23 protein-coding genes are annotated in these 21,763 nt (G+C 64.7%); 11 read left to right on the top strand and 12 right to left on the bottom strand.

Annotated elements, in window-relative coordinates; genetic code table 11:
• Positions 1–3: 3 nt before the first annotated feature.
• Genes MHEC_RS03640 through MHEC_RS03655 form a run of 4 tightly spaced genes read right to left on the bottom strand, consistent with a single transcriptional unit; the run spans position 4 to position 3,135 of the window.
• Positions 4–1,293, bottom strand: coding sequence for an aromatic ring-hydroxylating oxygenase subunit alpha (locus tag MHEC_RS03640; protein WP_172442170.1), 1,290 nt, complete (start codon positions 1,291–1,293; stop codon positions 4–6).
• Complete coding sequence (locus tag MHEC_RS03645; protein WP_048889825.1) at positions 1,290–1,739, bottom strand: Zn-ribbon domain-containing OB-fold protein; 450 nt, start codon at positions 1,737–1,739, stop codon at positions 1,290–1,292. Before MHEC_RS03645 ends, MHEC_RS03640 begins: the two co-directional genes overlap by 4 nt.
• Positions 1,736–2,854 (bottom strand): thiolase family protein, encoded by a 1,119-nt coding sequence (locus tag MHEC_RS03650; RefSeq protein ID WP_048889917.1) that lies wholly within the window; start codon positions 2,852–2,854, stop codon positions 1,736–1,738. The genes MHEC_RS03645 and MHEC_RS03650 overlap by 4 nt, the downstream gene beginning before the upstream one ends.
• A 29-nt stretch (positions 2,855–2,883) precedes the next feature.
• Positions 2,884–3,135 carry a hypothetical protein gene (locus tag MHEC_RS03655; protein ID WP_048889826.1) on the bottom strand — a complete coding sequence of 84 codons (252 nt, stop codon included), beginning with the start codon at positions 3,133–3,135 and terminating at the stop codon, positions 2,884–2,886.
• Positions 3,136–3,329: 194 nt separating this feature from the next.
• Here MHEC_RS03655 and MHEC_RS03660 point away from each other — a divergent pair, with 194 nt between their 5' ends.
• The 7 genes from MHEC_RS03660 to MHEC_RS03690 are packed head-to-tail and all read left to right on the top strand — an operon-like array spanning position 3,330 to position 10,767.
• Positions 3,330–4,253, top strand: coding sequence for an alpha/beta fold hydrolase (locus MHEC_RS03660; protein WP_048889918.1), 924 nt, complete (start codon positions 3,330–3,332; stop codon positions 4,251–4,253).
• A gap of 10 nt (positions 4,254–4,263) precedes the next feature.
• On the top strand, positions 4,264–5,091 hold the full coding sequence (gene hpaH, locus MHEC_RS03665; protein WP_048889827.1) for a 2-oxo-hept-4-ene-1,7-dioate hydratase: 828 nt from the start codon (positions 4,264–4,266) through the stop codon (positions 5,089–5,091).
• On the top strand, positions 5,088–5,858 hold the full coding sequence (locus MHEC_RS03670) for an aldolase/citrate lyase family protein (RefSeq protein WP_275952252.1): 771 nt from the start codon (positions 5,088–5,090) through the stop codon (positions 5,856–5,858). Before hpaH ends, MHEC_RS03670 begins: the two co-directional genes overlap by 4 nt.
• 40 nt (positions 5,859–5,898) lie before the next feature.
• Complete coding sequence (locus tag MHEC_RS03675; RefSeq protein WP_048889828.1) at positions 5,899–7,071, top strand: acyl-CoA dehydrogenase family protein; 1,173 nt, start codon at positions 5,899–5,901, stop codon at positions 7,069–7,071.
• 14 nt (positions 7,072–7,085) lie between these two features.
• Positions 7,086–8,108 (top strand): acyl-CoA dehydrogenase family protein, encoded by a 1,023-nt coding sequence (locus tag MHEC_RS03680; RefSeq protein WP_048889829.1) that lies wholly within the window; start codon positions 7,086–7,088, stop codon positions 8,106–8,108.
• On the top strand, positions 8,105–9,256 hold the full coding sequence (locus MHEC_RS03685; protein WP_048889830.1) for an acetyl-CoA acetyltransferase: 1,152 nt from the start codon (positions 8,105–8,107) through the stop codon (positions 9,254–9,256). The genes MHEC_RS03680 and MHEC_RS03685 overlap by 4 nt, the downstream gene beginning before the upstream one ends.
• On the top strand, positions 9,256–10,767 hold the full coding sequence (locus MHEC_RS03690) for a class I adenylate-forming enzyme family protein (protein ID WP_048889831.1): 1,512 nt from the start codon (positions 9,256–9,258) through the stop codon (positions 10,765–10,767). Before MHEC_RS03685 ends, MHEC_RS03690 begins: the two co-directional genes overlap by 1 nt.
• Positions 10,768–10,846: 79 nt before the next feature.
• Here the strand turns inward: MHEC_RS03690 and MHEC_RS03695 are convergent, their stop codons facing one another.
• Positions 10,847–11,929 (bottom strand): phosphotransferase family protein, encoded by a 1,083-nt coding sequence (locus MHEC_RS03695; protein ID WP_048889832.1) that lies wholly within the window; start codon positions 11,927–11,929, stop codon positions 10,847–10,849.
• Between the two features lie 43 nt (positions 11,930–11,972).
• Between MHEC_RS03695 and MHEC_RS03700 the strand changes: the two genes are divergently transcribed.
• Entirely contained in the window at positions 11,973–13,025 is a 1,053-nt protein-coding gene (locus MHEC_RS03700; RefSeq protein WP_048889833.1) for a TIGR03857 family LLM class F420-dependent oxidoreductase, read from the top strand.
• A 253-nt stretch (positions 13,026–13,278) separates the two neighbouring features.
• Here MHEC_RS03700 and MHEC_RS03705 read toward each other — a convergent pair whose 3' ends face one another.
• The 5 genes from MHEC_RS03705 to MHEC_RS03725 form a co-directional block, all read right to left on the bottom strand.
• Positions 13,279–13,728, bottom strand: coding sequence for a nuclear transport factor 2 family protein (locus MHEC_RS03705; RefSeq protein WP_048889834.1), 450 nt, complete (start codon positions 13,726–13,728; stop codon positions 13,279–13,281).
• A gap of 94 nt (positions 13,729–13,822) precedes the next feature.
• Positions 13,823–14,746 carry an SDR family NAD(P)-dependent oxidoreductase gene (locus MHEC_RS03710; protein WP_048889835.1) on the bottom strand — a complete coding sequence of 308 codons (924 nt, stop codon included), beginning with the start codon at positions 14,744–14,746 and terminating at the stop codon, positions 13,823–13,825.
• The gene (locus MHEC_RS03715) at positions 14,743–15,165 is read right to left on the bottom strand and encodes a Zn-ribbon domain-containing OB-fold protein (RefSeq protein ID WP_048889920.1); all 423 of its coding nucleotides are present in this window, start codon (positions 15,163–15,165) and stop codon (positions 14,743–14,745) included. Before MHEC_RS03715 ends, MHEC_RS03710 begins: the two co-directional genes overlap by 4 nt.
• Positions 15,166–15,170: 5 nt before the next feature.
• Positions 15,171–15,974 (bottom strand): enoyl-CoA hydratase/isomerase family protein, encoded by an 804-nt coding sequence (locus MHEC_RS03720; RefSeq protein ID WP_048889836.1) that lies wholly within the window; start codon positions 15,972–15,974, stop codon positions 15,171–15,173.
• A complete protein-coding gene (locus tag MHEC_RS03725; protein WP_048889837.1) occupies positions 15,971–17,233 on the bottom strand; it encodes a cytochrome P450 in 1,263 nt (420 codons plus the stop codon). Before MHEC_RS03725 ends, MHEC_RS03720 begins: the two co-directional genes overlap by 4 nt.
• A 157-nt stretch (positions 17,234–17,390) precedes the next feature.
• Here MHEC_RS03725 and MHEC_RS03730 point away from each other — a divergent pair, with 157 nt between their 5' ends.
• Positions 17,391–18,182, top strand: a complete 792-nt coding sequence (locus MHEC_RS03730; RefSeq protein WP_048889838.1) for an SDR family NAD(P)-dependent oxidoreductase — start codon at positions 17,391–17,393, stop codon at positions 18,180–18,182.
• 17 nt (positions 18,183–18,199) lie between these two features.
• Here the strand turns inward: MHEC_RS03730 and MHEC_RS03735 are convergent, their stop codons facing one another.
• Together MHEC_RS03735 and MHEC_RS03740 are read right to left on the bottom strand one after the other, a co-directional pair.
• Entirely contained in the window at positions 18,200–19,321 is a 1,122-nt protein-coding gene (locus MHEC_RS03735) for an NDMA-dependent alcohol dehydrogenase (protein WP_048889839.1), read from the bottom strand.
• 11 nt (positions 19,322–19,332) lie between these two features.
• Entirely contained in the window at positions 19,333–20,793 is a 1,461-nt protein-coding gene (locus tag MHEC_RS03740) for an aldehyde dehydrogenase (protein WP_048889840.1), read from the bottom strand.
• Positions 20,794–20,870: 77 nt separating this feature from the next.
• On the opposite strand from MHEC_RS03740, the gene MHEC_RS03745 reads away from it, so the two are divergent.
• Both MHEC_RS03745 and MHEC_RS03750 read left to right on the top strand, forming a co-directional pair.
• Positions 20,871–21,305 (top strand): FAS1-like dehydratase domain-containing protein, encoded by a 435-nt coding sequence (locus MHEC_RS03745; protein ID WP_048889841.1) that lies wholly within the window; start codon positions 20,871–20,873, stop codon positions 21,303–21,305.
• Positions 21,302–21,751, top strand: coding sequence for a MaoC/PaaZ C-terminal domain-containing protein (locus MHEC_RS03750; protein WP_048889842.1), 450 nt, complete (start codon positions 21,302–21,304; stop codon positions 21,749–21,751). The genes MHEC_RS03745 and MHEC_RS03750 overlap by 4 nt, the downstream gene beginning before the upstream one ends.
• Positions 21,752–21,763: the final 12 nt, after the last annotated feature.

Here is a 21,763-nt window from a genome sequence, read left to right on the forward strand (position 1 = left end):
CGGTCACACTTTCCCGCCGACGACCGCGGCCCATTGGGCATAGAAACCGCGTTGCGGCGTCTCGGCGCTCTTGTCTGAGTTGACGATCCCGGTCTCGTCTCGGATGTCGCTGTCCATGCCCCGCGAGAGCACCAGCCACTCCGGTAGTTCGGCGGCCAGTCCGGCTTGGTTGCGCATGCCGATCTCGCCGTCGTCGGCGATGAGGAACCCCGCGGGCCCCATCGCGCCTTCGGAACGCCGAAGCGTGCGCTCGTTGAGTTTGTCCTGCCCGGGCATTTGCACTGCGGTGGTATAGGCGATAGTGCGGTCCACTGCCTGAGGTTCGACGAACATGACGTTCATCTCCGCCAGGAACAGGTTGGGCCAGATCAGCGTATGCGGCGGGCCGACGACTAGCGCGTCGTGCGCCTGCGCGGGACCGTAGGCGCGTTCCAGCGCCTCCACGTACTCGGCCAGCTTGTCGCGCGGAATCCGCCCGTACCATACGAATTCCTCGTCGAGTTTGCGGTATTCGTTGCTGTAGTCGATCTCGGAATGCCCGTTGCCCATGTCGCGGACTACGACGTCGACCTTGCTGGGCACATGGGAGACCTTCGCCGGCCGGATCGCATCATAGACCGAGGCGTGCGTGAAGAGCGCGTGATAGCCGTCGACGTTGTTTTCCACCACCATCTTCCAGTTCGCGTGGTGGAGGTGCTTCATCCAGTTTCCCCGCAGGTCGATCGAGTGGGAGGGGGACAGGTTCAGCAGGCGGTCGATGGCCGTGGTTGCCCTACCAAGATGTTCAGACAGCGAAATACCCTGTGGTGCAAGGGACGCGAAAATGAAGCCACCGTAACTGTCGACGCGGGGTGCCTGGGCCAGCCCGAGTTCTGAGCGCATCTGTTTGAACATGTCGCCATAGGCTTCCCGCATTGGAACACCCTGCAGCTCTCCGGTGTTGCTGAAAGTCCAGCCATGGTACGGGCAGCGGAACGAGTTGGCGCTGCCTTTCTCGGCGTTGCACAGCTTGTTGGCGCGATGGGTGCACCGGTTGAGTAGCACCCGTACCACGCCGTCCTTACCTCGGACCACCACGACCGGGTCGCGGCCGATCATGCGGGTCAGGTAGTCGCCAGGCTCGCTGATCTCGCTCTCGTGGGCCACGTAGACCCAGCCCGCCTTGAAGATCGTGTCCATCTCGCGGGCGAAAATCTCCGGCGAGGTGTACACCGATCCGTGCACACGATCGGTCTGCACGACCGCGGTGACGTCGAAGTCGTCGACCGCGTCGGCAGTGTCCAGGGTCGTCATGTGTTGTCCTCCCAGGTGTCGATGGCGGGAATCGCCACATGGCCGAGGCGGCGGTAGCCGATGCGCACCGCGGCGCCGATGGGTGGCGCGCTGTGGCAGGGTGCCGCAGTGGTCATCACGATGCGGTGTCCGCTGGTGAGTTCGACGTCGACGATCGGATAGGGGTGCTCGGCGCGGACGAGGCCGGCTTCCCGGCGGTGCATGAGCGTCGACGAATGGACGACCCCGATCGGTTCCACCGGTACCCAGTGTCGCTGCTGGCAGCCGCAGCGGTCACAGACCTGCTGATCAAGCTCCAGTGGCAGGTCGCATTCGGCGCAGCACGGCAGCATGAGTTCGCAACGCGCTGCGGCCTCGTACAACGGACGGATCACCTCGTCGTCGGCATCGGGGGCTAGCGCCGTCTCGAGCAGCCAGTCCATCGTCGCGTCTGCCACCGTGGTCATGCCGCCCGTTCCAAGATGAGCGCCGCATGGTGGTCCAGTCGCCCGCCGATGCCGGCCACCAGCGCGGTGGTCGCGCCGGGCACCTGGCGCTCGCCGCCGGCGCCGCGGAGTTGCGTGATGGCCTCGGCCAGCGGTGTCATGCCCTGGAGGTAGAAGCCTGATAGCTGTCCCCCGCCGGTATTGGTGGGCAGCAGTCCGCCCGGACCGATCTGGCCGGCGCGGACGAACGCACCCGCCGGTGTATCGCCGGTCAGCCGGTATTCGTCGAGCAGAACCAGCGTGACGATCGAGAACGGGTCATACAGTTCGGCGATGTCGAGGTCAGTGCGCGTGAGGCCGGCATGGGTGAGCGCATCGTCGACAGCGCGGACTCCGCCACCGAACCACGATTCGGCACCTGACCGGCGGCGCCGCACCGGATGGTGGCGACCGGTGCCGCGGATCCGGAGCCGCACGGTAGCGGTCGACGGCCGCCCGGTCAGCACCACCGCGACGGCGCCGTTGACCGGGCGCGCGCAGTCCACCCGACGCAGCGGCTCGGCGACCATTGGGCTGGCGGCGTAACCGTCGGCGTCGAGGGGTTCACGGTTGACCGCGTCGGGATTGCCCATCGCCCAGGTCCGCGCTTGGGTGGCCACCGCGCACAGGTCGTCGGTGCTAGAACCGGTGATGTGCAACCAGCGCTGCGCCAGTAGCGCGTAGGTGGGTACCGAGCCGAGCAGGCCAGAGGCGCGTTCTAGCCCGCGTACTCCGGTGTTGCCGCCGCTGTGCGCGTATGTCGAGCCCGCGCCCTTACCCGCCACCACTGGGGCGTCAGCGAACACGCACACCACCGTCGACGCCTCAGCGGCGGCAATCGCGTGCGTTGCACGCTGGATCATCGCGATCGTGGTAGCGCCCTTGATTTCGACGTGCTCGAGCAGCCGCAGGTCGGCGAAGCCGCCCTGGGCGGCGAAGGCGACGCCGAGCCGGTCCGGGCGCACTCCCTGGGACGACCCGACCAGCAAGCCGTCGACGTCGCCGGGGCCGATGCCGGCGTCGGCGAGGGCTGCGGCAGCAGCCTGACAGGCCAGCTGCACCGGGGTGGGGCCCGCCCGCAGTGACATGGCTGTCATCCCGAAGCCGACCAGGTCGGCGGTCACCGTCACGGGCCCGGCCCGCCGCGTTCGCGGCCCGCTCTGTAGTTGCCTACGCGCAGCCATTCCTCGCGATCTTGGGCTGTGGCCAGGGTAAAGCTGGCTAATTCCAACGGGCATAAGAAAACGTGCGTGCCGCTTTCGAGGTCTTCGACCAGCAACCGTGGGCCGTTGCCGTTGAGGTCCAACGATAGCCGGACGGCGGCGAACTCGTTGGCCAAGTCGGCCAGTACACGCCGCCTCGCAGCCGCGATGTCCACCTCCCTAGTATTACCGCATACAACTGTCAGAATCAATCAGGCTGAAAAATGTGACATCTACTGAACTGTGGTCGGGCAGATTTACTATTGCATGATCTACGTGGGAACATGCACGCTAATCAAACACCGCGAGCGGTGCCGACACCGGGACATAATAGTTGACATCAATGTCAGAAATATTGGAAGAGGGCGAGATGGGGCAACGGTCAGCACCACCGCGGTCAGCGGGCGGCGCGGCGGTCGACACCGAGAACTACCGAAGCATCTGGATGTACCTGAAGGAGGTGGCGTTCACCCAGGGGTTCACCGACATCGAGGTCCATGGCGCTGTGGTGCCGACCCGCTACGCCGAGGCCGGCTTGCGTGATAAACCGCACCTGGTGTTGCTGCACGGCACGGGCGGGCACTGGGAGACGTTTGCGCCCAACCTGGGCACGCTATCCGAGCACTTCCACTGCGTGGCCATCGACATGGTGGGCAACGGGTTTTCAGGCAAGCCCGACTACGACTACGAGATCGCCGTCTACCGCGAGCACGTACTGAAGGTGATGGACTACTTCGGCATGGACAAGGCCCACTTCATCGGGATGTCACTGGGCGCCTGGGTCTCCGCGGCGATTGCGGTGTCGCATCCCGACCGGGTGAGCAGGATGATCCTGATGTCACCCGCGGGCAAGGAGGCGGTTGCATCGAACATGGCACGGATTCGCGCTGAGCGCACCAAGGCCGTCAACGAGCCCACCTGGGAGTCGCTGTACGCGGTCTTCGAGCACCTGATCGCCGACGAAGCCAACCGGCTGCCCGACCTTATCGGGCTGCGTCGGGCGATTTATGAACGCGCCGATACCCGCGAGACCATCGACCATCTGCTGATCCTGCAAGATGCCGCCGCCCGCGAGCGCAACTTGATTCCGGAGGAGCAGTGGAGGTCGATCACGGCGCCGGTGATGGTCGTGGCGTCGGGCCGCGACCTCGGTGTCTACCAAGACACCGCGACCGCGATCGCAGAGCTGATCCCCGGCGCCGAGATTTTCGACATGCCCGGGGTGCGCCATTGGCCGCATTTCGAAGATCCCGAATCGTTCAATCCGGCCGCGGTCGCTTTCCTCGCCAAGTGACACTGTGCCAATGAGACGGCCCGGTCCCCACGAGATCAGCGAAATCGCGCAGCGGCTCTACCTCGCCGAGCAGCGACGTGAGCCGATCCGGCAGTTGTCGCTTGAGTACCCGGATATGACTATCGAGGACGCGTATGCGGTGCAGCGGGCGCTCGTCGAGCTTAAGGTCGCTGACGGCCGGGCGGTGAGGGGCCGCAAAATTGGCCTTACTTCCAAGGTGATGCAGCGTGCGGCATCGATCGATGAGCCGGACTACGGCACGCTCTTCGACGACATGTTCGTCGACAACGGTGGCCGAGTGCCGCCGGGTCGCTTCATCCGGCCGCGGATTGAAGTCGAATTGGCGTTTGTACTCGGGGAGACGCTGCGGGGACCCGAGGTGACGCTCTTCGATGTGTTGCGGGCTACCGAGTTCGTCACCCCGGCGCTGGAGATCCTCGATGCCCGGGTGCAGATGGCCGACCCTGACACCGGTCATCTGCGTACGATCGTCGACACGATCGCCGACAACGCGGCCGACGCCGGCCTAGTGCTGGGTGGGCGGGTGTTCCGCCCGCTCGACGTCGACTTGCGGTGGGTAGCAGCGCTGTTGCTGCGCAACGGCACGGTCGAGGAGTCCGGGGTGGCGGCGGCGGTGCTCAACCATCCAGGCAACGGTGTCGCCTGGCTTGCCAATCGTCTTGCGGGGTACGGTGTTTCGCTTCAGCGTGGCGAGGTGATCTTGTCCGGGTCGTTCACCAAGCCGGTGTTCGCGGAGGCGGGGGACACGTTCGTCGCGGATTTCGGCACGCTCGGGACGGTGTCGGTGGTGTTCGATCGTGGGGAGACGGTTCGGTGAGCAACCGCTGGGTCCAACGCATCAACGCCGGTACCCCGCGATTCGGCATGTGGCTCGCGTCTGGCAGCGGGTATGTCACGGATATTTGCGCCGGGTCGGGCATTGACTGGGTGCTGCTGGACCAGGAGCACGCGCCCAACGACTTGCGCACCACGCTTGAGCAGCTGCAGGTGCTCGCCGGCTACCCCGACGTCGATGTGGTGGTGCGCCCGCCCGCCGCGGATCCGGTGTTGATCAAGCAGCTACTCGACATCGGGGCGACCAATCTCGTGGTGCCGATGATCGGCAGCCCGGCGCAGGCAGCCGACGCGGTCGCGGCGACCCGGTATCCGCCAGCAGGCGTTCGCGGTGTGGGCAGCGCGCTGGCACGCGCGTCGCGGTGGAACCGCATTTCTGACTATCTTGTCACTGCTAGCGGCAGGGTCTCACTGACCGTACAGGTGGAATCGGCAGAAGGACTGCGCTGCGTTGGCGACATCGCTGAGGTCGACGGGGTCGACGCGGTGTTCATCGGTCCGGCCGATTTGGCGGCTTCGATGGGCAAACTAGGCGAACCTGAGCACCCTGAGGTCGTCAGCGCCATCGAAAAGGCTTTAGCGACGGTCGTCGAACAGCGGAAGGCAGCCGGGGTGAATGCGTTTACCGAATCGATCGCGCGCCGCTATCTGGCCGCGGGTGCGACATTCGTTCTGGTCGGAGCAGACGTCGCGCTGCTGGCCCGCGCTACCGAGCAGTTGGTGGCCAGGTACCGGAAGCCCTCGGCCTGAGCTTTATTTCTGACTATCGCGTCACCTATACTCCGCGACTATGGACCTGGATTTCACGGATGATCAGCTGGAGTTCCGCGACCAGGTCCGCACTTGGCTTGATGAGAACAAGCCGGTCGAACCGCGACCGCGCGACCACGCCGGCATCCGCGAGTACGACCTCGCCTGGCAGCGCACCCAATGGGAAGGCGGCTGGGCCGGCATCACGTGGCCCACCGAGTACGGCGGCAAGGGGCTCACCTTGCTGCAACAGCTGATCTGGTACGAGGAATACGCCGCCAGGGGCTTCCCCGGGATCGACGCGTGCTTTGTCGGGTTATCCCACGCCGGGCCGACCCTAATCATCAGGGGCACCGAAAAGCAGAAGTCGTTTCATCTGCCGAAAATCCTGCGCGGAGAAGTGGTGTGGTGCCAAGGCTTCTCTGAGCCCGACGCCGGGTCCGACCTCGCTGCGCTGCGCACCAAGGCAGTCATCGATGGCGACGAACTCGTCGTCAACGGCCAGAAGGTGTGGACCAGCTTCGCCACGGTCGCTGACTACCAGGAGCTTTTGGTGCGTACCGATAACACCCAAGGCAAGCACCGCGGCATCACCTGGGTGATCTGCGACATGTCCAGCCCGGGTATCGAGGTGCGTCCGATCGAGACGATTGAGGGCGGAGCTGAATTCTGTGAGGTGTTTTACGACAATGTGCGGATCCCGCTGTCCAACGTGGTGGGCGAGGTGGACAACGGGTGGTCGGTTGCGATGGCCACGCTGTCATTCGAACGGGGAACAGCCTTTACCGCAAACCAGGTGCGCCTGGCAAAGACCGTCGAGGATCTGATCGACTATGCCCGCGACCATGTCGGACCTGACGGGCGTCGGCCCGCCATCGCCGACGACGAGATCGCCCGGCGGCTGGCGCGGGCCCGGGCGTCGGTGGCTTCGCTGCGTGCGCTGACCTACTCCAACATCTGCCTGGCGATGCAGACCGAGACCCCCGGCCCCAAAGGCTCGATGGTCAAGCTGCTTTATGCTGATTTGACCAAGGAAATCGGGAAACTCGCACTCGACATTCTCGGACCGGGTGCCCTACGGGCCTCGTCGCGGTGGGATGACGATGGTTGGGTGGGCTACTACTACTGGTCGTTTTCGCAGTCGATCGGCGGCGGGACGTCGGAAATCCAGCGCAACATCCTCGGCGAACGCGTCCTCGGGCTGCCGCGATAGACGGACGAACGGCAATGAATCTCCTACCCACCGCTGAACAACTCGAAATCGTCTCGGCTGCAGCGCAGTTCCTTGAGCAGCGAATGCCCGTCGAACACATCCGAACCGACCGCCACGCGAAAATGGCGGTGGGTGCCGATGAGTGGCGCGAAGCCGCCGAGATGGGCTTGCTGACCCTCGGGCTGCCGGAGGATCTCGGCGGCTTGGGTCGAGCGTTCGACGACGAGGTGTTGCTGCACATCGAGCTCGGCAAGCATCTGGCTCCCGGCCCATTCTTGGCCGGGACATTGGCTGCGCGGCTGGCCGCGGTCTGCGGTGACACCGGGCGAGCCGACGAGATCGGTTCGGGGCGCGCACTAGTCGCCCTGGCGGTGATGCGTGGCCATGGTGAGCCGCATCGAGTCAAAGGCACGTTCGACTTGTTCGACGCGGTGGGCGCACGCTACGCCCTGCTGGTGGCGCGCAGCGGTGCCGCGCTGGTCGACGCCGCAGTATTCGGCGAACCCATCTTGGCCGAGTCGGCCGACCCTGCCACACGGATGGCGTCGGCGACCGTCCAGGCCGCCGAGCCGTTGTACTGGCTGGCCGCCGACACCGACTGGATCTGGTGCCGTGCGATGGTGCTCTCGGCTGCCTACCTGACTGGGCTGGCCGCTGCCGCTGCCCGGGCAGCAACGGAGCACGCCAAGATCCGGGTCCAGTTCGGCAAACCGATCGGGGTTAATCAGGCGATCAAGCACCGCTGTGTGGACATGGCAGTCGCCGCCGAAGCCGCTCAAGCACAAACCTGCTTCGCCGCAATCGCCTTGGACAGCGGACGAGACGACGCACTGTTGCAGGTGCTGTCCGCTGTGATCGTGGCCGGCGAGGCGGCTGTGGACAATGCTGCCGCAGGCATCCAGGTGTTCGGCGGCATGGGTTATACGTTTGAGAACGATATGCATCTGTACCTGAAGCGCGCACACGTATTTCGCCATTTGTTCGTTGAGCCAGCCGACGCGCTGGCCGAGCTGCTCGCCCAGGAGCGCGCACAGTGAGTGGCGCCGTCGCGATCGCCGGGGTGGCGCTCTCCGATGTGGGACGCGTCGACGATAAGAGCCCCTACGAGCTGATCGCGCAAGCAAGCCGACGAGCGCTGGCCGACGCGGGCCTGTCGCCGGCCGACGTGGACGGGCTTGCCTCGACCGGGCAGGGGGCGCTGCCCCCGGTAGACGTCGGCGAATACCTGGGGCTTCGGCCGCGGTGGGTTGACTCCACCGCAGTGGGCGGCGCGGCGTGGGAAGTGATGGCCTCGCACGCCGCCGACGCGATCACCGCCGGCCACGCGGACGTGGTGCTGCTGGCGTACGGTTCGACGGCGCGCGCAGATCTGCGAAAGGGCTTGCGCGCAGCAAGCATCAACTGGGGTGCTCGCGGCCCGCTGCAGTGGGAAGCGCCCTACGGTCACACCTTGATATCGAAGTATGCGATGGCCGCACGCCGCCACATGTACCAGTACGGCACCACCATCGAGCAGCTGGCCGAGGTGGCGGTATCGGCCCGGTTCAACGCCGCTGACAATCCCGAGGCCTACTACCGCGACCCGATCACCGTTGACGACGTGATGTCGGGGCCGATGATCGCAGACCCGTTCACCAAGCTGCACTGCTGTATCCGCAGCGACGGCGGTGCCGCGGTTGTCATGGTGAACGGCGAACGGGCCAAAGATCTGCGCTCTCAACCTGTGTGGATACTTGGCGCAGCCGAGACCACCTCGCACATGCTGACCTCGCAGTGGGATGATATGACGGTCGGACCGGCCGCGGTGAGCGGACCGTTGGCGTTCGAGCGTGCCAGGGTGCGTCCCGTCGACGTCGACGTCGCCGAACTCTACGACGCATTCACCTACATGCTGCTCTGCACGATCGAGGATCTTGGTTTTTGCCCGAAGGGTGAGGGCGGTCCGTTCGTCGAGTCGGGATCGCTGCGCCTCGGCGGGGCGCTGCCCACCAACACCGACGGGGGCGGCCTGTCAGCATGTCATCCGGGTCAGCGCGGCTTATTCCTCTTGGTGGAGGCCGTTCGCCAGCTGCGCGGTGAGTGCGGGCCGCGGCAGGTGCCGGACGCGAAGATCGCCTGTGTCAGCGCTACCGGTGGCTGGTTTTGCTCAAGCGGCACGATAATTCTCGGTGCCGAGGAGCCGTAGTGCCGCGACCGCCGCTTGACCCAACCTGCGGTGACACTCGGGCGTTGCTCGAGGCTGCCGCCGCCGTTCACGGTGACCGGGAATCCTATGTGGAGCCCGGCGGTCGAATCACGTTCGCCGATTGGGTGGGTCGGGCCCGCGCAGTCGCACTGCAGTTCGCCGCCGCCGGAGTCGGTAAGGGTGATGTAGTCGCACTGTGGTTGCCGTCGGGCATCGACTACGCGACGTGTTACGCGGCCGCGGCGATGATCGGCGCCATCACCACTGGGCTGAATCCCCGGCTGGGCCCGCGTGAGATCGAAGCCATTGTGAATCAAGCAGATCCATCGCTGATTGTCGTGGACCATCGATTGGAAGTCATTGACACCGGGGGTCGGCCCGTGCTGTCACGCGACAGCTTGGCCCAAGACTGCGAACGCAGCGACTCGCTGCCGGCGGTGACGCTGGACCGCGCCGACCCGGTGACGGTCATCTTCACCAGCGGAACCACGGGCGCACCCAAGGGGGCGGTGTTCGACGCAGCAAATTTGGCGGCCGGCGCAGAATCGGCGGGTGTGATGAGCGCGCCGTACGACCGGCGGCTGACGTCGACGCCGTTTGCGCATGCTGGCTATATGTTCAAGCTGTGGGACCAGCTGGTGTGGGGCACCACCCTGGTGATTCCGCCGGTTCCGTGGTCGGCGTCGGCCATGCTCTCGACCCTGTGTGACGAGCACATCACCGTCGCGGGTGCGGTGCCGACCCAATGGGCCAAGCTGCTGGAGGTCCCAGACGTGTGCGCGGATGTGCTGCCGGACTTGCGGATTGGGGTCGCGGCGACCTCGCCTGCACCGCCGGATCTGGTGCGTGCCGTGGCAGAGCGGCTCGGCGTTGCGCTGGTCGTGCGTTATGCGATGACGGAATGCCCGACCATCTGTGGCACCGAGCCCGATGATCCGCCCGACGTTCAATCCCACACCGTCGGCCGCCCGGCAGCGGGAATGGCAGTGCGGGTCGCCGACGACGGTGTCATCGAGGTGAGCGGGCCGTGCGTGATGCGCGGCTACTGGCGCAATCCCCAGCTAACCGCAGCGCTGCTGCGAGAGGGTTGGCTGAGAACGGGCGATGTGGGATTTATCCGCGACGACGGCAATCTGTCAATCGTAGGGCGCAGCGATGACATGTACATCCGCGGCGGTTACAACATCCATCCGGTGGAGGTGGAGCGGGTGCTTGCGCAGCACCCCGGCGTGAAGGCGGCGGCGGTTATCGGACGTCCAGCGCCGGTCATCGGCGAGATCGGGGTGGCTTTCCTGGTGCCGACGGGTGATCCGCCGTCCCTGCCGGAGCTGCGCGCCTACGTCAAAGAGCAACTCGCTGACTACAAAGCACCGGATGAGCTCGTGGTCCTCGATGAACTCCCGTTAACGCCGATGCTGAAGGTGGATCGAGCTGCTTTGCGGGCGTTGGCTTCCCAGCAAGTGACAGCACGCGAGGGTCTTGATCCGCGCGCACCCACCGGAGATGTTTAAGCCCCGCAGTTGAACGGTCAGATCACCCCATGGATGGCTGTTGCGGTGTTAATGCGGGCCACAGCAGGCACGCTGGGGACTACAACTGCCGCAGGTAGTGCTCGACCAAATCGACCGCGCGCTGCGGGTAGGTTTGGGCGGTCTCGGTGTCGAGCCCGTCCCGCACAAGCAGCACCGCGAGCCGGTTGGTGATCAGCGACAGCACGAACGCCGCCAGCAGCTGGTAGTAGACGATGTCGCCGCCAAGCACGCCGCCGAAGTCCCGGTAGCGGCGCACGAACTCCGCGTCATCGGGGACGCCGGGCGGCCGGGTGAAGCCGAGCGACTCACAGAGAAACCGTTCAAACATAAGCCACCAGCCCACATCGATGTCGGGCGGTCCGGTGGTTGCAGTCTCCCAGTCGAACAACGCAAGCACCGAAAGATCTTCTGCGAAGCACATGTTTCCGACGCGTGCGTCGCCCCAGACGATGGTCTCGGCCTCGTCGTCCGGGGCGAAGTCGAGAATGACCGCTAGCGCGCGATTCAGCGTAGCGGTGCCGACACGCAGATCGTCGTGGCACCACTCGAACCAGCCGAACAAGTTGCGCAGGTACCGCTGCAGCGCTGTGGTACCCGTATCAGGCCCTGCCCGCAGGAACTGCAGGTCTCCGGGGTCGTCGATTCGGTGGACGTCGACTAGCGACCGAAGCGCGTTGTCGCAGAGCAGTTCTCGTTGACCCGCCGAAAGGTCGGCGGTCCACCCACGCTTGTGCCAGCTTGGCACGTCTGGCGGTACCCGGCCCTTCACGCGCTTCATCACATAACAAGGGGCCCCGAATACCGTCTCGTCGTATTCCACGCCGACGATGTACGGCACCGGAATTCCGTGCCGGCCCAATCGTCGCATCACTTCGGCCTGTCGTGGTGCGTTGGGAGTGGTGAACAATTGGTGATCATTGGCCTGGATCCGCAAGACCAGATCGTCGCTGTGCCGCCCCGCGGAATCGGCCCACGAGACGGTGAAAAAGAGTGTCTTACCCGAGTACCCGGCGTCCGGGGAGGTGAACTCAGAGATATCGAACGACGCCACACCGCCCGGCGCGATCCGCGGCGGAAGCCAGCAGCGCAGCCTGTCTCGAATGCGCACATGGTCAATGCCGCGATGTGACACGTATGCCATGGGACACCTGCCGTAAATTGAATACCACTGTCAGAATACCTGCATGACAGATTGCTTAACTGACCGGATACCGATTGGTGTCTACGCGCTGCCGGGACGCATCAGCGATCCGAGGCTGGCAATTGGGCAGGCGCAAGCGGCCCAACGACTGGGTATGTCGACGCTGTGGCTCAGCGAACGGTGGGGGACCAAGGACTTCGGCGTGCTTGTCGGCGCCATCAGTCAGGTGACGTCAACCATCCAGATTGCTTCGGGTATAACGCACTTCCAATCTCGTCATCCGGCGATGCTTGCCTCTCTGGCCATGACTGCTCAAGCGCTTTCGGGCGGCCGCGTGATCATCGGAGTCGGTCGATCGGTCGACGCCATGTGGGCCGCGGTGGGTCTGCCGCGGATGACCAATGCGTCGATCGTCGACTATGCCGACATTTTTCGGCGACTATGTCGGGGCGAGAGGGTGTGTTACGACGGTCCGGCTGGCACGTATCCGGCGCTGCGGCTCAACGACCTTCCCGATCAGCCGGCGCCACGATTGGTCTGGGCGGCGATCGGCCCGAAAGGCTTGGCGTTGGCTGGCAGCCACTTCGACGGCGTGCTGTTGCACCCCTTTCTCACACCAGAAGCGGTACGCCGCTCGGTGGAGCTGGTTCGAGTCGCCGAACGCGCAGCAGGCCGTCCGGCGGGCAGTGTCCGCGTCTACGCCACCGTGGTGGTCGCCTGCGAACTGCCTCCCGAGAAGGAGGTCGCGGTGGTGGGAGCCCGAGCGGTGACCTACTACCAGGTGCCCGGGTTCGGAGAGCAATTGGCCGCAGTCAACGGATGGGACCGAGAACAATTGGCGCTGCTGCGATCTCACCCCCGCTTGGTGGGGGTGAAGGGCTCGGCGGATTCCGTATTTACCCTGAAAGAACTCGTAGACGTCGCGTCGATGTTGCCGGCGGAATGGACCGCTAGCGCCGCCGCGATTGGCTCGGCGTCGGCGTGCGTCGAGGTTCTCGAGCGCTATCGCGACGCTGGCGCCGATGAGCTGGTGTTGCACGGCAGCACTCCCGAGCAGCTCGAACCGTTGTTTCGTGCGCCTGGTTGTCGTCGTTAGATTGCTTTGGCTATCGGTGCCGGACTCCGTTGCGCGCGATGGCGTTCCAGATCGCCTTTCAGTTGATCTCGGCCGCCTTACATGCGTTGACGGCACTGGTAAAATAAGCGGATCAAGCCGCGCTAGCGGCGTCCATCGGAGTCCACCGTCTTGCTGCTATTTGGCGTCGGTAACCGGGATCCCGCGCAGTTTTACAACCCCTACCGAGTGGAGCCGACCCGTAGATGCCCGAGAAACGGCCTCACGCTCATGGTCATCGATTAGCATCGGTCGTTTCGCCATGGAGCGCCGACGGTAATCGTTCATCGTCAGGCAGAGGGTCTCCGGTTTTCACCGTGACATGTTTGAACAACAGCCAGCGCCCATTCTCTCGGCGAAGGTGATCGTGATAGCGCCCCACAAACGACATCTCGGCTGGCCCGTCCTCTGGTATTAAAGCCACGATCACGTCGCTCCAGGCCCGAGCCTCGTTTCCATGCATCTCGATTACCGGTGCAAAGACAAAATGTTTGATCCTGTTCGGGATCGGGGGCTGCGTTGCGGGCAACCCGTCGATAATCGCCTTTCGCCCGCGAAACGTCTGTCCCGCCCACGGCAATACGCCGTCGCTGCAGTATAGCTCCGCAAGTGCGGTCCATCGGCGGTCATCGAGCAGCTGAGCATGCAACGCTATGAGACGTCTGATCTCTTCGCAATCGTCCACCGCTGTCCTTCCTCACGCTGTCCTGGTCTTCGCGAAATTCGCGACGCCGGAGCCTCGGCAACCGCTGCGAAGTCGTCTCGTGGCGAAGCTGAGTTCAGCCACCCAATCGCAGGCCCGGGTTGCGGGTGCCGAACACATCGGTACCCATAATGGCACCGAGTTTTCCTGCATTCCAACGCTTTCCGCCATTAGATACGCTGGCAACGGGATGCCAGCCCTTGAGTAGCTGGAGGTTCTCGCCGACCGCGCGGATGATTTGCCCGCTGATATGACCTGCCTCGGGGCTGGCCAGCCAGGCCACCACCGGCGAACTCAGTGCAGGGTCCTTGGGGTCGAACTCGTCTTCGCTGAGTTCGTCGGGTTCAATCGGTGCCGCCGCCCCGGGCATCGACGCCGACATGCGGGTGCGGCCGCCGGGGCTGATCACGTTCGCGGTCGCTCCGATAGACGCCAGCTCGAGGCTTAGCGTCTGGGTCAGGCCGACAATCGCCGCTTTGGCCGCACTGTAATTCGTCTGTCCGAAATTCCCGTGCAATCCCGCGCCGGAGGTGGTGTTGATGATGCGTCCATACACCTTGCCGCCGTTGGCTTTCGCCTCCGACCGCCACCTGCGCGCCACCGCCCGGCTGGTCAGCCAGCTTCCCCGGACATGCACCCGCATCACAAGGTCGAAATCGTCGGCCGTCATATTCCATATCGCCTTGTCGCGGACGATACCGGCGTTGTTGACGACAATATCCAGGCGGCCCAGCTGCGAATAGGCACGCTCGACCATCAGCTCGACCTGTTGTTCGTCGCCGACATCGCTGAAGTCGGAGATGGCTTTGCCGGCGCGGCTTTCGATGATTTGCACGACCTTGTCGGCGACTCTGCCGCTGCCTTCACCGGAAAGTGAAGTGCCGAGGTCGTTGACGATCACGACGGCACCGTGCCTTGCCAGCTCGAGCGCATGTCCACGGCCGATGCCGTGCCCGGCACCGGTGACCAGGGCGACTTTGCCGTCGAGCAGGCCTGTCATGGTGTCTCCTCGGTCGGGGTGAAGACAATCAAATATGCCGAGTCAGGGTCATCGTCGACCGGTCTGAAACAAGCGGTCACCTTCATCCCGATCTGGAGTTGCTCGGGCGACGGACCCTCGATCATCGTCATGAGCTTGGGGCCTTCGGCCAGTTCGACAATGGCCGCTACATAGGGCAACCGGTCGCGAAACGGTGGCAAGTCGTTGACGTAAACCGTTGAGTACGTGTACAGCGTGCCGCGGCCGCTGGCCCGGACCGGATGGACGTTATCGCTCCAGCAGTACGGACAGAACGGCCGGGGATAGTGGTGCACCTTCGCGCATGACCCGCACTCGGTGATTAGCAGGCGGCCCTCTCGTGCCGCCGCCCAGTAGGGCGCGCTGGCCGCGTCGATGATCGGGATGTCTGCTCGCGCCACTGTGGTCACCAGCCAGTGAACTCGGTCGGCCGCTTCTCGGTGAACGCCTGGACACCTTCCTTCGAATCGTGCGAATACGACTGGATCTCCTGAGCCATCGCCTCGGCCACGAACGCAGCGGCCCGGTCGCTGTCGGGCGAGTCATTGAGCAGGCGCTTGGTGAGCGCGATCGCACTGGTGGGTGCCACAGCTAGCCGCGCCGCGAAATCCGCCACCACGTCGTCGAGTTCGTCGGCCGCCACCACGCGGTTGACCAGGCCCAGCGCTAGCGCCTCAGCGGCAGTGAGCTTTTCACCAAAAAATGCCATCTCCTTGGCTTTCTGCATGCCGATCCGCCTCGGCAACAGATAACAGCCACCCCCGTCTACCACCAGTCCACGCTTCACGAAAGACTCAGCGAAGTAGGCATTGTCGGTGGCGATGACGAGATCGGAGGCGTAGACGAGATGAGCGCCCACGCCGGCCGCCGCGCCTTGCACTGCGGTGATCACCGGTTTGTTGCAGTCCAGGACGGCGGCCACGAGTTTCTGGGCGCCGTTCATGATGCGCCGCATCGGGTCCAGCACCTTTTTCTCCACAGTGACTCGGCGGTCGGCGAGCGAGGCCACGTCGGCACCGGCGCAGAAATGTTTGCCATTGGCCCGCAGCACCACCACACGTACGTCGGCATCACCGTCAGCGGCGCCGATCAGCGCGATGACCGCGTCACGGTCGACCGGTCGTAGCGCGTTGGCTGCCTCGGGCCGGTTCAGCGTGATGGTCATGACGCTGCCGCCGATTTCGGATAGCACAGTCGTCTCATGGGTCATGGCGTATACGTGACCCGCAGGTGCTTGATGCCGTTCACGAAGTTCGAGCGCAACATCACCGGCTCTCCGACCGAGGTGATGTCCGGATAGCGGTCGTAGAGCATCTTAAACGCGACGTTGAGTTCGAGTCTGGCCAAATGAGCGCCGAGACAGAAATGCGGACCCGGCCCACCGAAAGCAACGTGGTTGTTGGGTTTGCGGGCAATGTCGAACACCTCCGGGTCGCGGAACACTGCCGGGTCCCGATTGGCCGCCGGATACCACATGACGACCTTGTCGCCCTTGTGGAAGGTGTGGGTACCCGACGCCAGCGCTACCCCATCGGCGGTCACTGTGCGGCGCATGTGAATCACGGGACTGGCGTATCGCAGGATCTCTTCGACCGCGCTCGGTGCGAGGCCGTCGTAGTCGGCGAGCAGTCGGTCGCGCTGATCGGGGTGGCGGCTGAGAAGATGCAGGCCATGGGTCAGCGCGTTGCGCGTGGTCTCGTTGCCGGCACCGAGCAGCAGGATGAAGAACTTCGCCAATTCCTGGGGGGTGAGGTTCTCCTCATCGGAGGTGACCAGCTTGCTGATCACATCACCGGTCGGATTCGCGATCCGGTCCTCGGCGATGTCTTTGAGGAGGCTGATCAGCCGTTCGCTGTGCTCGGTCACCGCGGCCTCGATACCGGCGACGCTCTGATCCGGCACGTACTCCGGGTCAGAGGCGCCGAGGACCACGTCGCTGACCCGCAGGATGAACTGCTCGTGCTCGCGCGGGACCCCGAGCATGCTGTCGATGATCCGCAGCGGCAACAGGGTCGCGAATGCGCTGACAAAATCGCACTCACCGGAAGACGGCATCGCGTCGAGGATTTCGGCAGTCGTCTGCTCGACCAGGCCGCGTAACTCCGAGAGCATGCGGGGGGTAAATCCGCGCGACACGATCTTGCGCAGCCGCATGTGCTCCGGATCGTCCATGTCGATGATCGAGCCGCGGTATTCCCGCATCTGTTTGGTCTGGTCGAAGATCTGGGTGCCGGCGGCGGAACTGAACTCGCCGGGCCGGCGGCTGATGTCGAGGATGTCGGCGTGGTTTCCCACCGCCCAGAATCCGCGCGCCGTAGAGGAGTCGCGGCGGTTGGTGCGGACAAAAATGGGCCCACCCTTTTCCCGGAGTCGTGCGTAGAGCGCGGGGCGCTCGTCCGGTCGGTCCTGCCACCATTGCAGGTCGATGAGCGAGCGGAATCCCAGTTCGCCGGTTTCGGTAGCAGGCACGATCCGATTCTGGCATTAGTGTCACTCGATGGCAACATCGGCATTCGGATCGAATCCGCTGGCAATCCAAGCGATGGTGTGTATGCGCTTCCCGCAAAGATGCTGGGTGGGCTAATCTTCTGACAATTCTGTTCATATTAAGGGAGGCGCTACCCCGATGGACCTGAATCTGCAGGACAAAACGTTCGCCGTGATCGGCGGCACCGCTGGCATTGGCCTGGCCGCTGCAAAGGCGCTTGCAGCCGATGGCGCAGCAGTCGCCGTGGTTGGCCGGGATGAGGCGAAGGCTCACAAAGCGGTAGGTATGCTCTCGGCGGCAGGTGCCGCCGCAACGCATGGGCTGGCATACGACGTGAGCAAGCCCGGGGCCGCGGTCGAGGCCGTCGGCGACGCGGTCGAGAGGTTGGGGGGAAGGCTGCACGGTATTGCGGTCACGATGGGCACCGCCGGGATGATGCCCATCGACGCTGACGATGCCGCCTGGGACGACGCCTTCCACGATGTGCTGCTTGCGACCACTCGCAGCGTCCAGGCCGCGTTACCGCACCTGGTGAAGACCAAGGGCGCGGTCGTGACGACTGCGGCCTATTCGGCGCGCGCTCCGCACGAACCACGGTTGCCCTACGCCAGCCTCAAGGCCGCCGTCGCTACGTTCACCCGCGGTATCGCCCGCACCCACGGCAAGGACGGCATCCGGGCCAACTGTGTTGCACCGGGGGCAGTGGAAACCGACGCCCTGCATGCGATCCGGGGACAGATCGCGGAGAGCAAGGGCTTCCCGTATGACGAAGCGCTGGAGCGTGCGCTGGTCGAGGACTTCGGCTTCGACGCGGCCCTGGGTCGCCCTGGGCAGCCCGATGAGATCGGGTCTTTGATCGCATTCTTGCTGTCTGGCCGATGCGGGTTCCTCACCGGGCAAACTATTTTCGCCGACGGTGGAGCGCCGTAGCAGCGGTGGCAGCGGAGCTATCGAGCTCCCGGATAGACCAATACGCCGCGGATGTTAGCCCCGGCGCGCATGTCGGCGTAGCCCTCGTTGACCTTTTCCAGCGGATAGGTTCTGGTGACCATCGACTCCAGGTCCACTTGGCCGGCACTGTACAACTCGAGGATTTTTGGGATGTCGGCGCGCGGATTGCCTGAGCCGTAGAGCGTTCCGACGATTTGTTTCTCGGTCAGCGTGAGATCCATCAAATTGGCCCGGATCTCCCGCTCCAGCATGGGATGGATGTTGGTGATCACCAGCCGTCCGCGTTTGGCGGTCATCGCCAATGCCTGTGCAACCAACTGGCCGTCGCCAACCCCCATGGCGCAGATGAATTTGTCGGCGCCGCGATTCCAGGTAGCCTCGGCGACAACATCTTTGGCTTCGATCCAGTCGGCAGCGGTATGGGTGGCGCCCATCTTGAGCGCCTCGTCGCGCTTGTGTTCCGACGGGTCGATGACCGTGATCGTGCGGGCGCCAGCCAGTCGAGCGCCTTGTACCGCGGCCGCGCCGATGCCGCCGGCGCCTGCGACGACCACGGTGTCGCCGGGGCGCACCCCGGCCGCGTACACCGCGGAGCCCCACCCGGTGACAAATCCGCAGCCCAAAAGGCAGGCCAGGTCCAGCCGGTAATGCTTGGCAATCTTCACACAGCTCGCCTCATGCACGACAGTGTGATGCGCGAAGGATCCGATGCCGCACGCCAGCGCCAGGTCTATACCCTTGGCATGGTGGCGGGCGGTCTCGTCGTAGATTTGCATGCCCGAGTAGATCTTGGCTCCGAGGTCGCACAGGCTCTGGTGGCCCGTCGAGCACGACGAGCATCGCCCACACGATGGCATGAAACTGAACACCACGTGGTCGCCGGGCTGCAGCCACGATACGTGCTCGCCGACGGCCCTCACGACGCCGGCGCCCTCGTGGCCGCCAATGCAGGGCAGCCGGAAGGGCATGTCGCCGGTGACAATGTGCTCGTCGGAATGGCACATCCCCGAGGCGCGCAACTCGACTAGCACTTCCGGCGGTTTCGGCGGATCGAGGTCGATGGTCTCGATCGACCAGGGGGCGTTACGCCCCCACAGCACCGCGGCCTGCGTATGCATGGGGATCCTTCCTATTTGATGATCGCCTGATATTCGACAAAGCCGGCGATGCCTTCTGGGCCGCCCTCACGGCCGATTCCCGACTGCTTGAAGCCGCCGAAAGGGCTGCCGAAGTCGAGCACCGCCGTGGAATTGATCGCCACAGATCCGACACGCAGCTGCGATGCCACAGCCGTCGCACGCTGGCTGTCGGCCGACCACACGGCGCCGACCAAGCCGTATCGTGAGTCGTTGGCGATGTTCACCGCAGCCGCATCTCCGGCTGCGTCGTCGTATTCGATTACCACTGCCACAGGGCCGAACACCTCCTCGCGCGCGATCTCCATGTCGTTGCGGGCGGCGACCACCGCGGGAGTGAGGAACCATCCGGGACCGGGTAAACGCTCGCCACCGGTCAAGACCGTCGCGCCCTGGCGGCGGGCCCGCTCCAGGAAACCCTCCACCTTTTCGCGGGCGGCTTCGTTGATCAGCGGCCCGATGTCGGTGGACCGATCCGCCGGATCGCCGACCGTCAGCTTGGCGACCGCGGACGTCAATGCATTGACGAATTCGTGATAACGGCTGCGGGGCAACAAGATCCGAGTCAGCGCAGCGCAGAGTTGGCCGTTGTTGGCCATCGCGCCGCCAACCAATCCGGTCACCGTGGATTCCAGCGGCGCGTCCGGAAGCACGATGGCCGCCGACTTGCCGCCCAGTTCGGTGCTGCAGCGGCGAATTTGCGCGCCGCATGAAGCCGCGACCTGTGCACCGACGGCGGTGGAGCCGGTGAAGGTGATCTTGTCGATACCCGGATGCGACGTCAGGTACCGGCCGGTGGCAGCTCCGCCGTTGACAACGTTGACAACGCCGGGTGGCAGGCCGGCCTCCTCGATCGCCTCGGTAAGCACCCCGATGCTCAGCGGCGCGTCCAGCGCTGGCTTTAGCACGACGGTACAACCGGCGGCCAGCGCTGGCCCCAGCTTGAGGGCGGCGATGAACAGCGGTGTGTTCCAAGGGATGATCGCCCCTACCACCCCGAGCGGCACCTGGCGGATATCGACGGTGCCGCCAGTCACCGACGGCCGAGTCGACTCGAAGGGGTAATCAAGTGTGATCCCAGCGTATGCTCGCAGCACGCCTATGGCGGTCAGGACTTGGCCGAATGTGCTCCAGCAGCGTGGCGAGCCGATCTCGGAAGTCGTCAGGTCGGCGAGCACGTTCTTGCGGGCGCTAAGTGCATCGGCCACTCGACCGAGTGCAGCAGCGCGGTCCGCCGGGGAGGCCTGGCACCATGGCGGTGACGTCAGCGCAGCCTGGGCTGCCGTCACGGCGACGTCGACCTCGGCGGCTCCCGCGACACCCACTGTGCCAAGCTGTTCGCCCGACGTCGGTGACTTGACCGCGACCGGCGCGTCGGCGCCCGACACCCACCTACCCCCGACATAGGCAGCTGGCAACATCATCATAGGCGCTGATTCTGGCAGTCTTGTCATTTTTTTACAAGGCATTTAACGACTAAATACCGATGTAAACTACCACTTCCACAATTTTTCTGACAGTATTGGTCACTATGAGGTCAGCTCCGGAACGCGATGCCGAGCCCACCACCGGCCAGGTGTGGGAAGTAATCATCGAGCGCGGAAAGATCGCCGAGTTCGCGGCGGCCACCGAATCGGATAATCCTGCTTACCGGGGGCCCGATGCGATCATTCCGCCGACGTTTTTGACCACGGCCGCCCGCTGGGCATCACCGGGGGTGCGGGTCAGCGTCGGATTCGACCGAAAGCGGTTGTTGCATGGCGAGCAGGAGTACACCTTTTACGGCCCCCTGCCGAAGGCCGGTGATGTGCTGACCGCCCGCGAGCGGATCGTCGACCGGTTCTCCAAACCGGGCAAGCGCGGGGGAACCATGCAGTTCGCCACCGTGGTGACCGAGTACCGCAACACCGAGGGCATCTTGGTGGCTGAGGCGAAAGGCACCTTCATCGAGACGGCGCCACGATGACCACCGGTCTGCAGGTAGGCACCGCAGCGGCCCCGCGCAAGTTCGGTCCGATGACCCGGCAGATGTTCGTGCGGTATGCCGGTGCCTCGGGGGATCTCAATCCGATGCACTACGACGACGACCTGGCCCGATCCGTCGGCTATCCTTCGGCCTTCGCTCAAGGCATGTTGATCGCCGGACTGCTCGCCACCTTCGCCACTGACTGGCTGGGCGCTGACACGATCCGCCGATTCGGTGTCCGTTTCCGTGAGCAGGTCTGGCCCGGCGACGTGGTCACCTGCTCGGGTCAGGTTGTCGCGGTGACCGGCGACGACGATGGTGACCGGGTAACGGTGGAGTTGAGCGCCCATCGGCAGACCGGCGCGGCCGCGATCACCGGGACCGCGGAGTTTCTGATACCACGAAACGCCTCGCCGGGTGGCGCGATGGCGGCGGATCGACCATAGGCTGGACTGACC

Origin of the sequence: Mycobacterium heckeshornense, assembly GCF_016592155.1 — a bacterium.
GTDB lineage: Bacteria > Actinomycetota > Actinomycetes > Mycobacteriales > Mycobacteriaceae > Mycobacterium > Mycobacterium heckeshornense.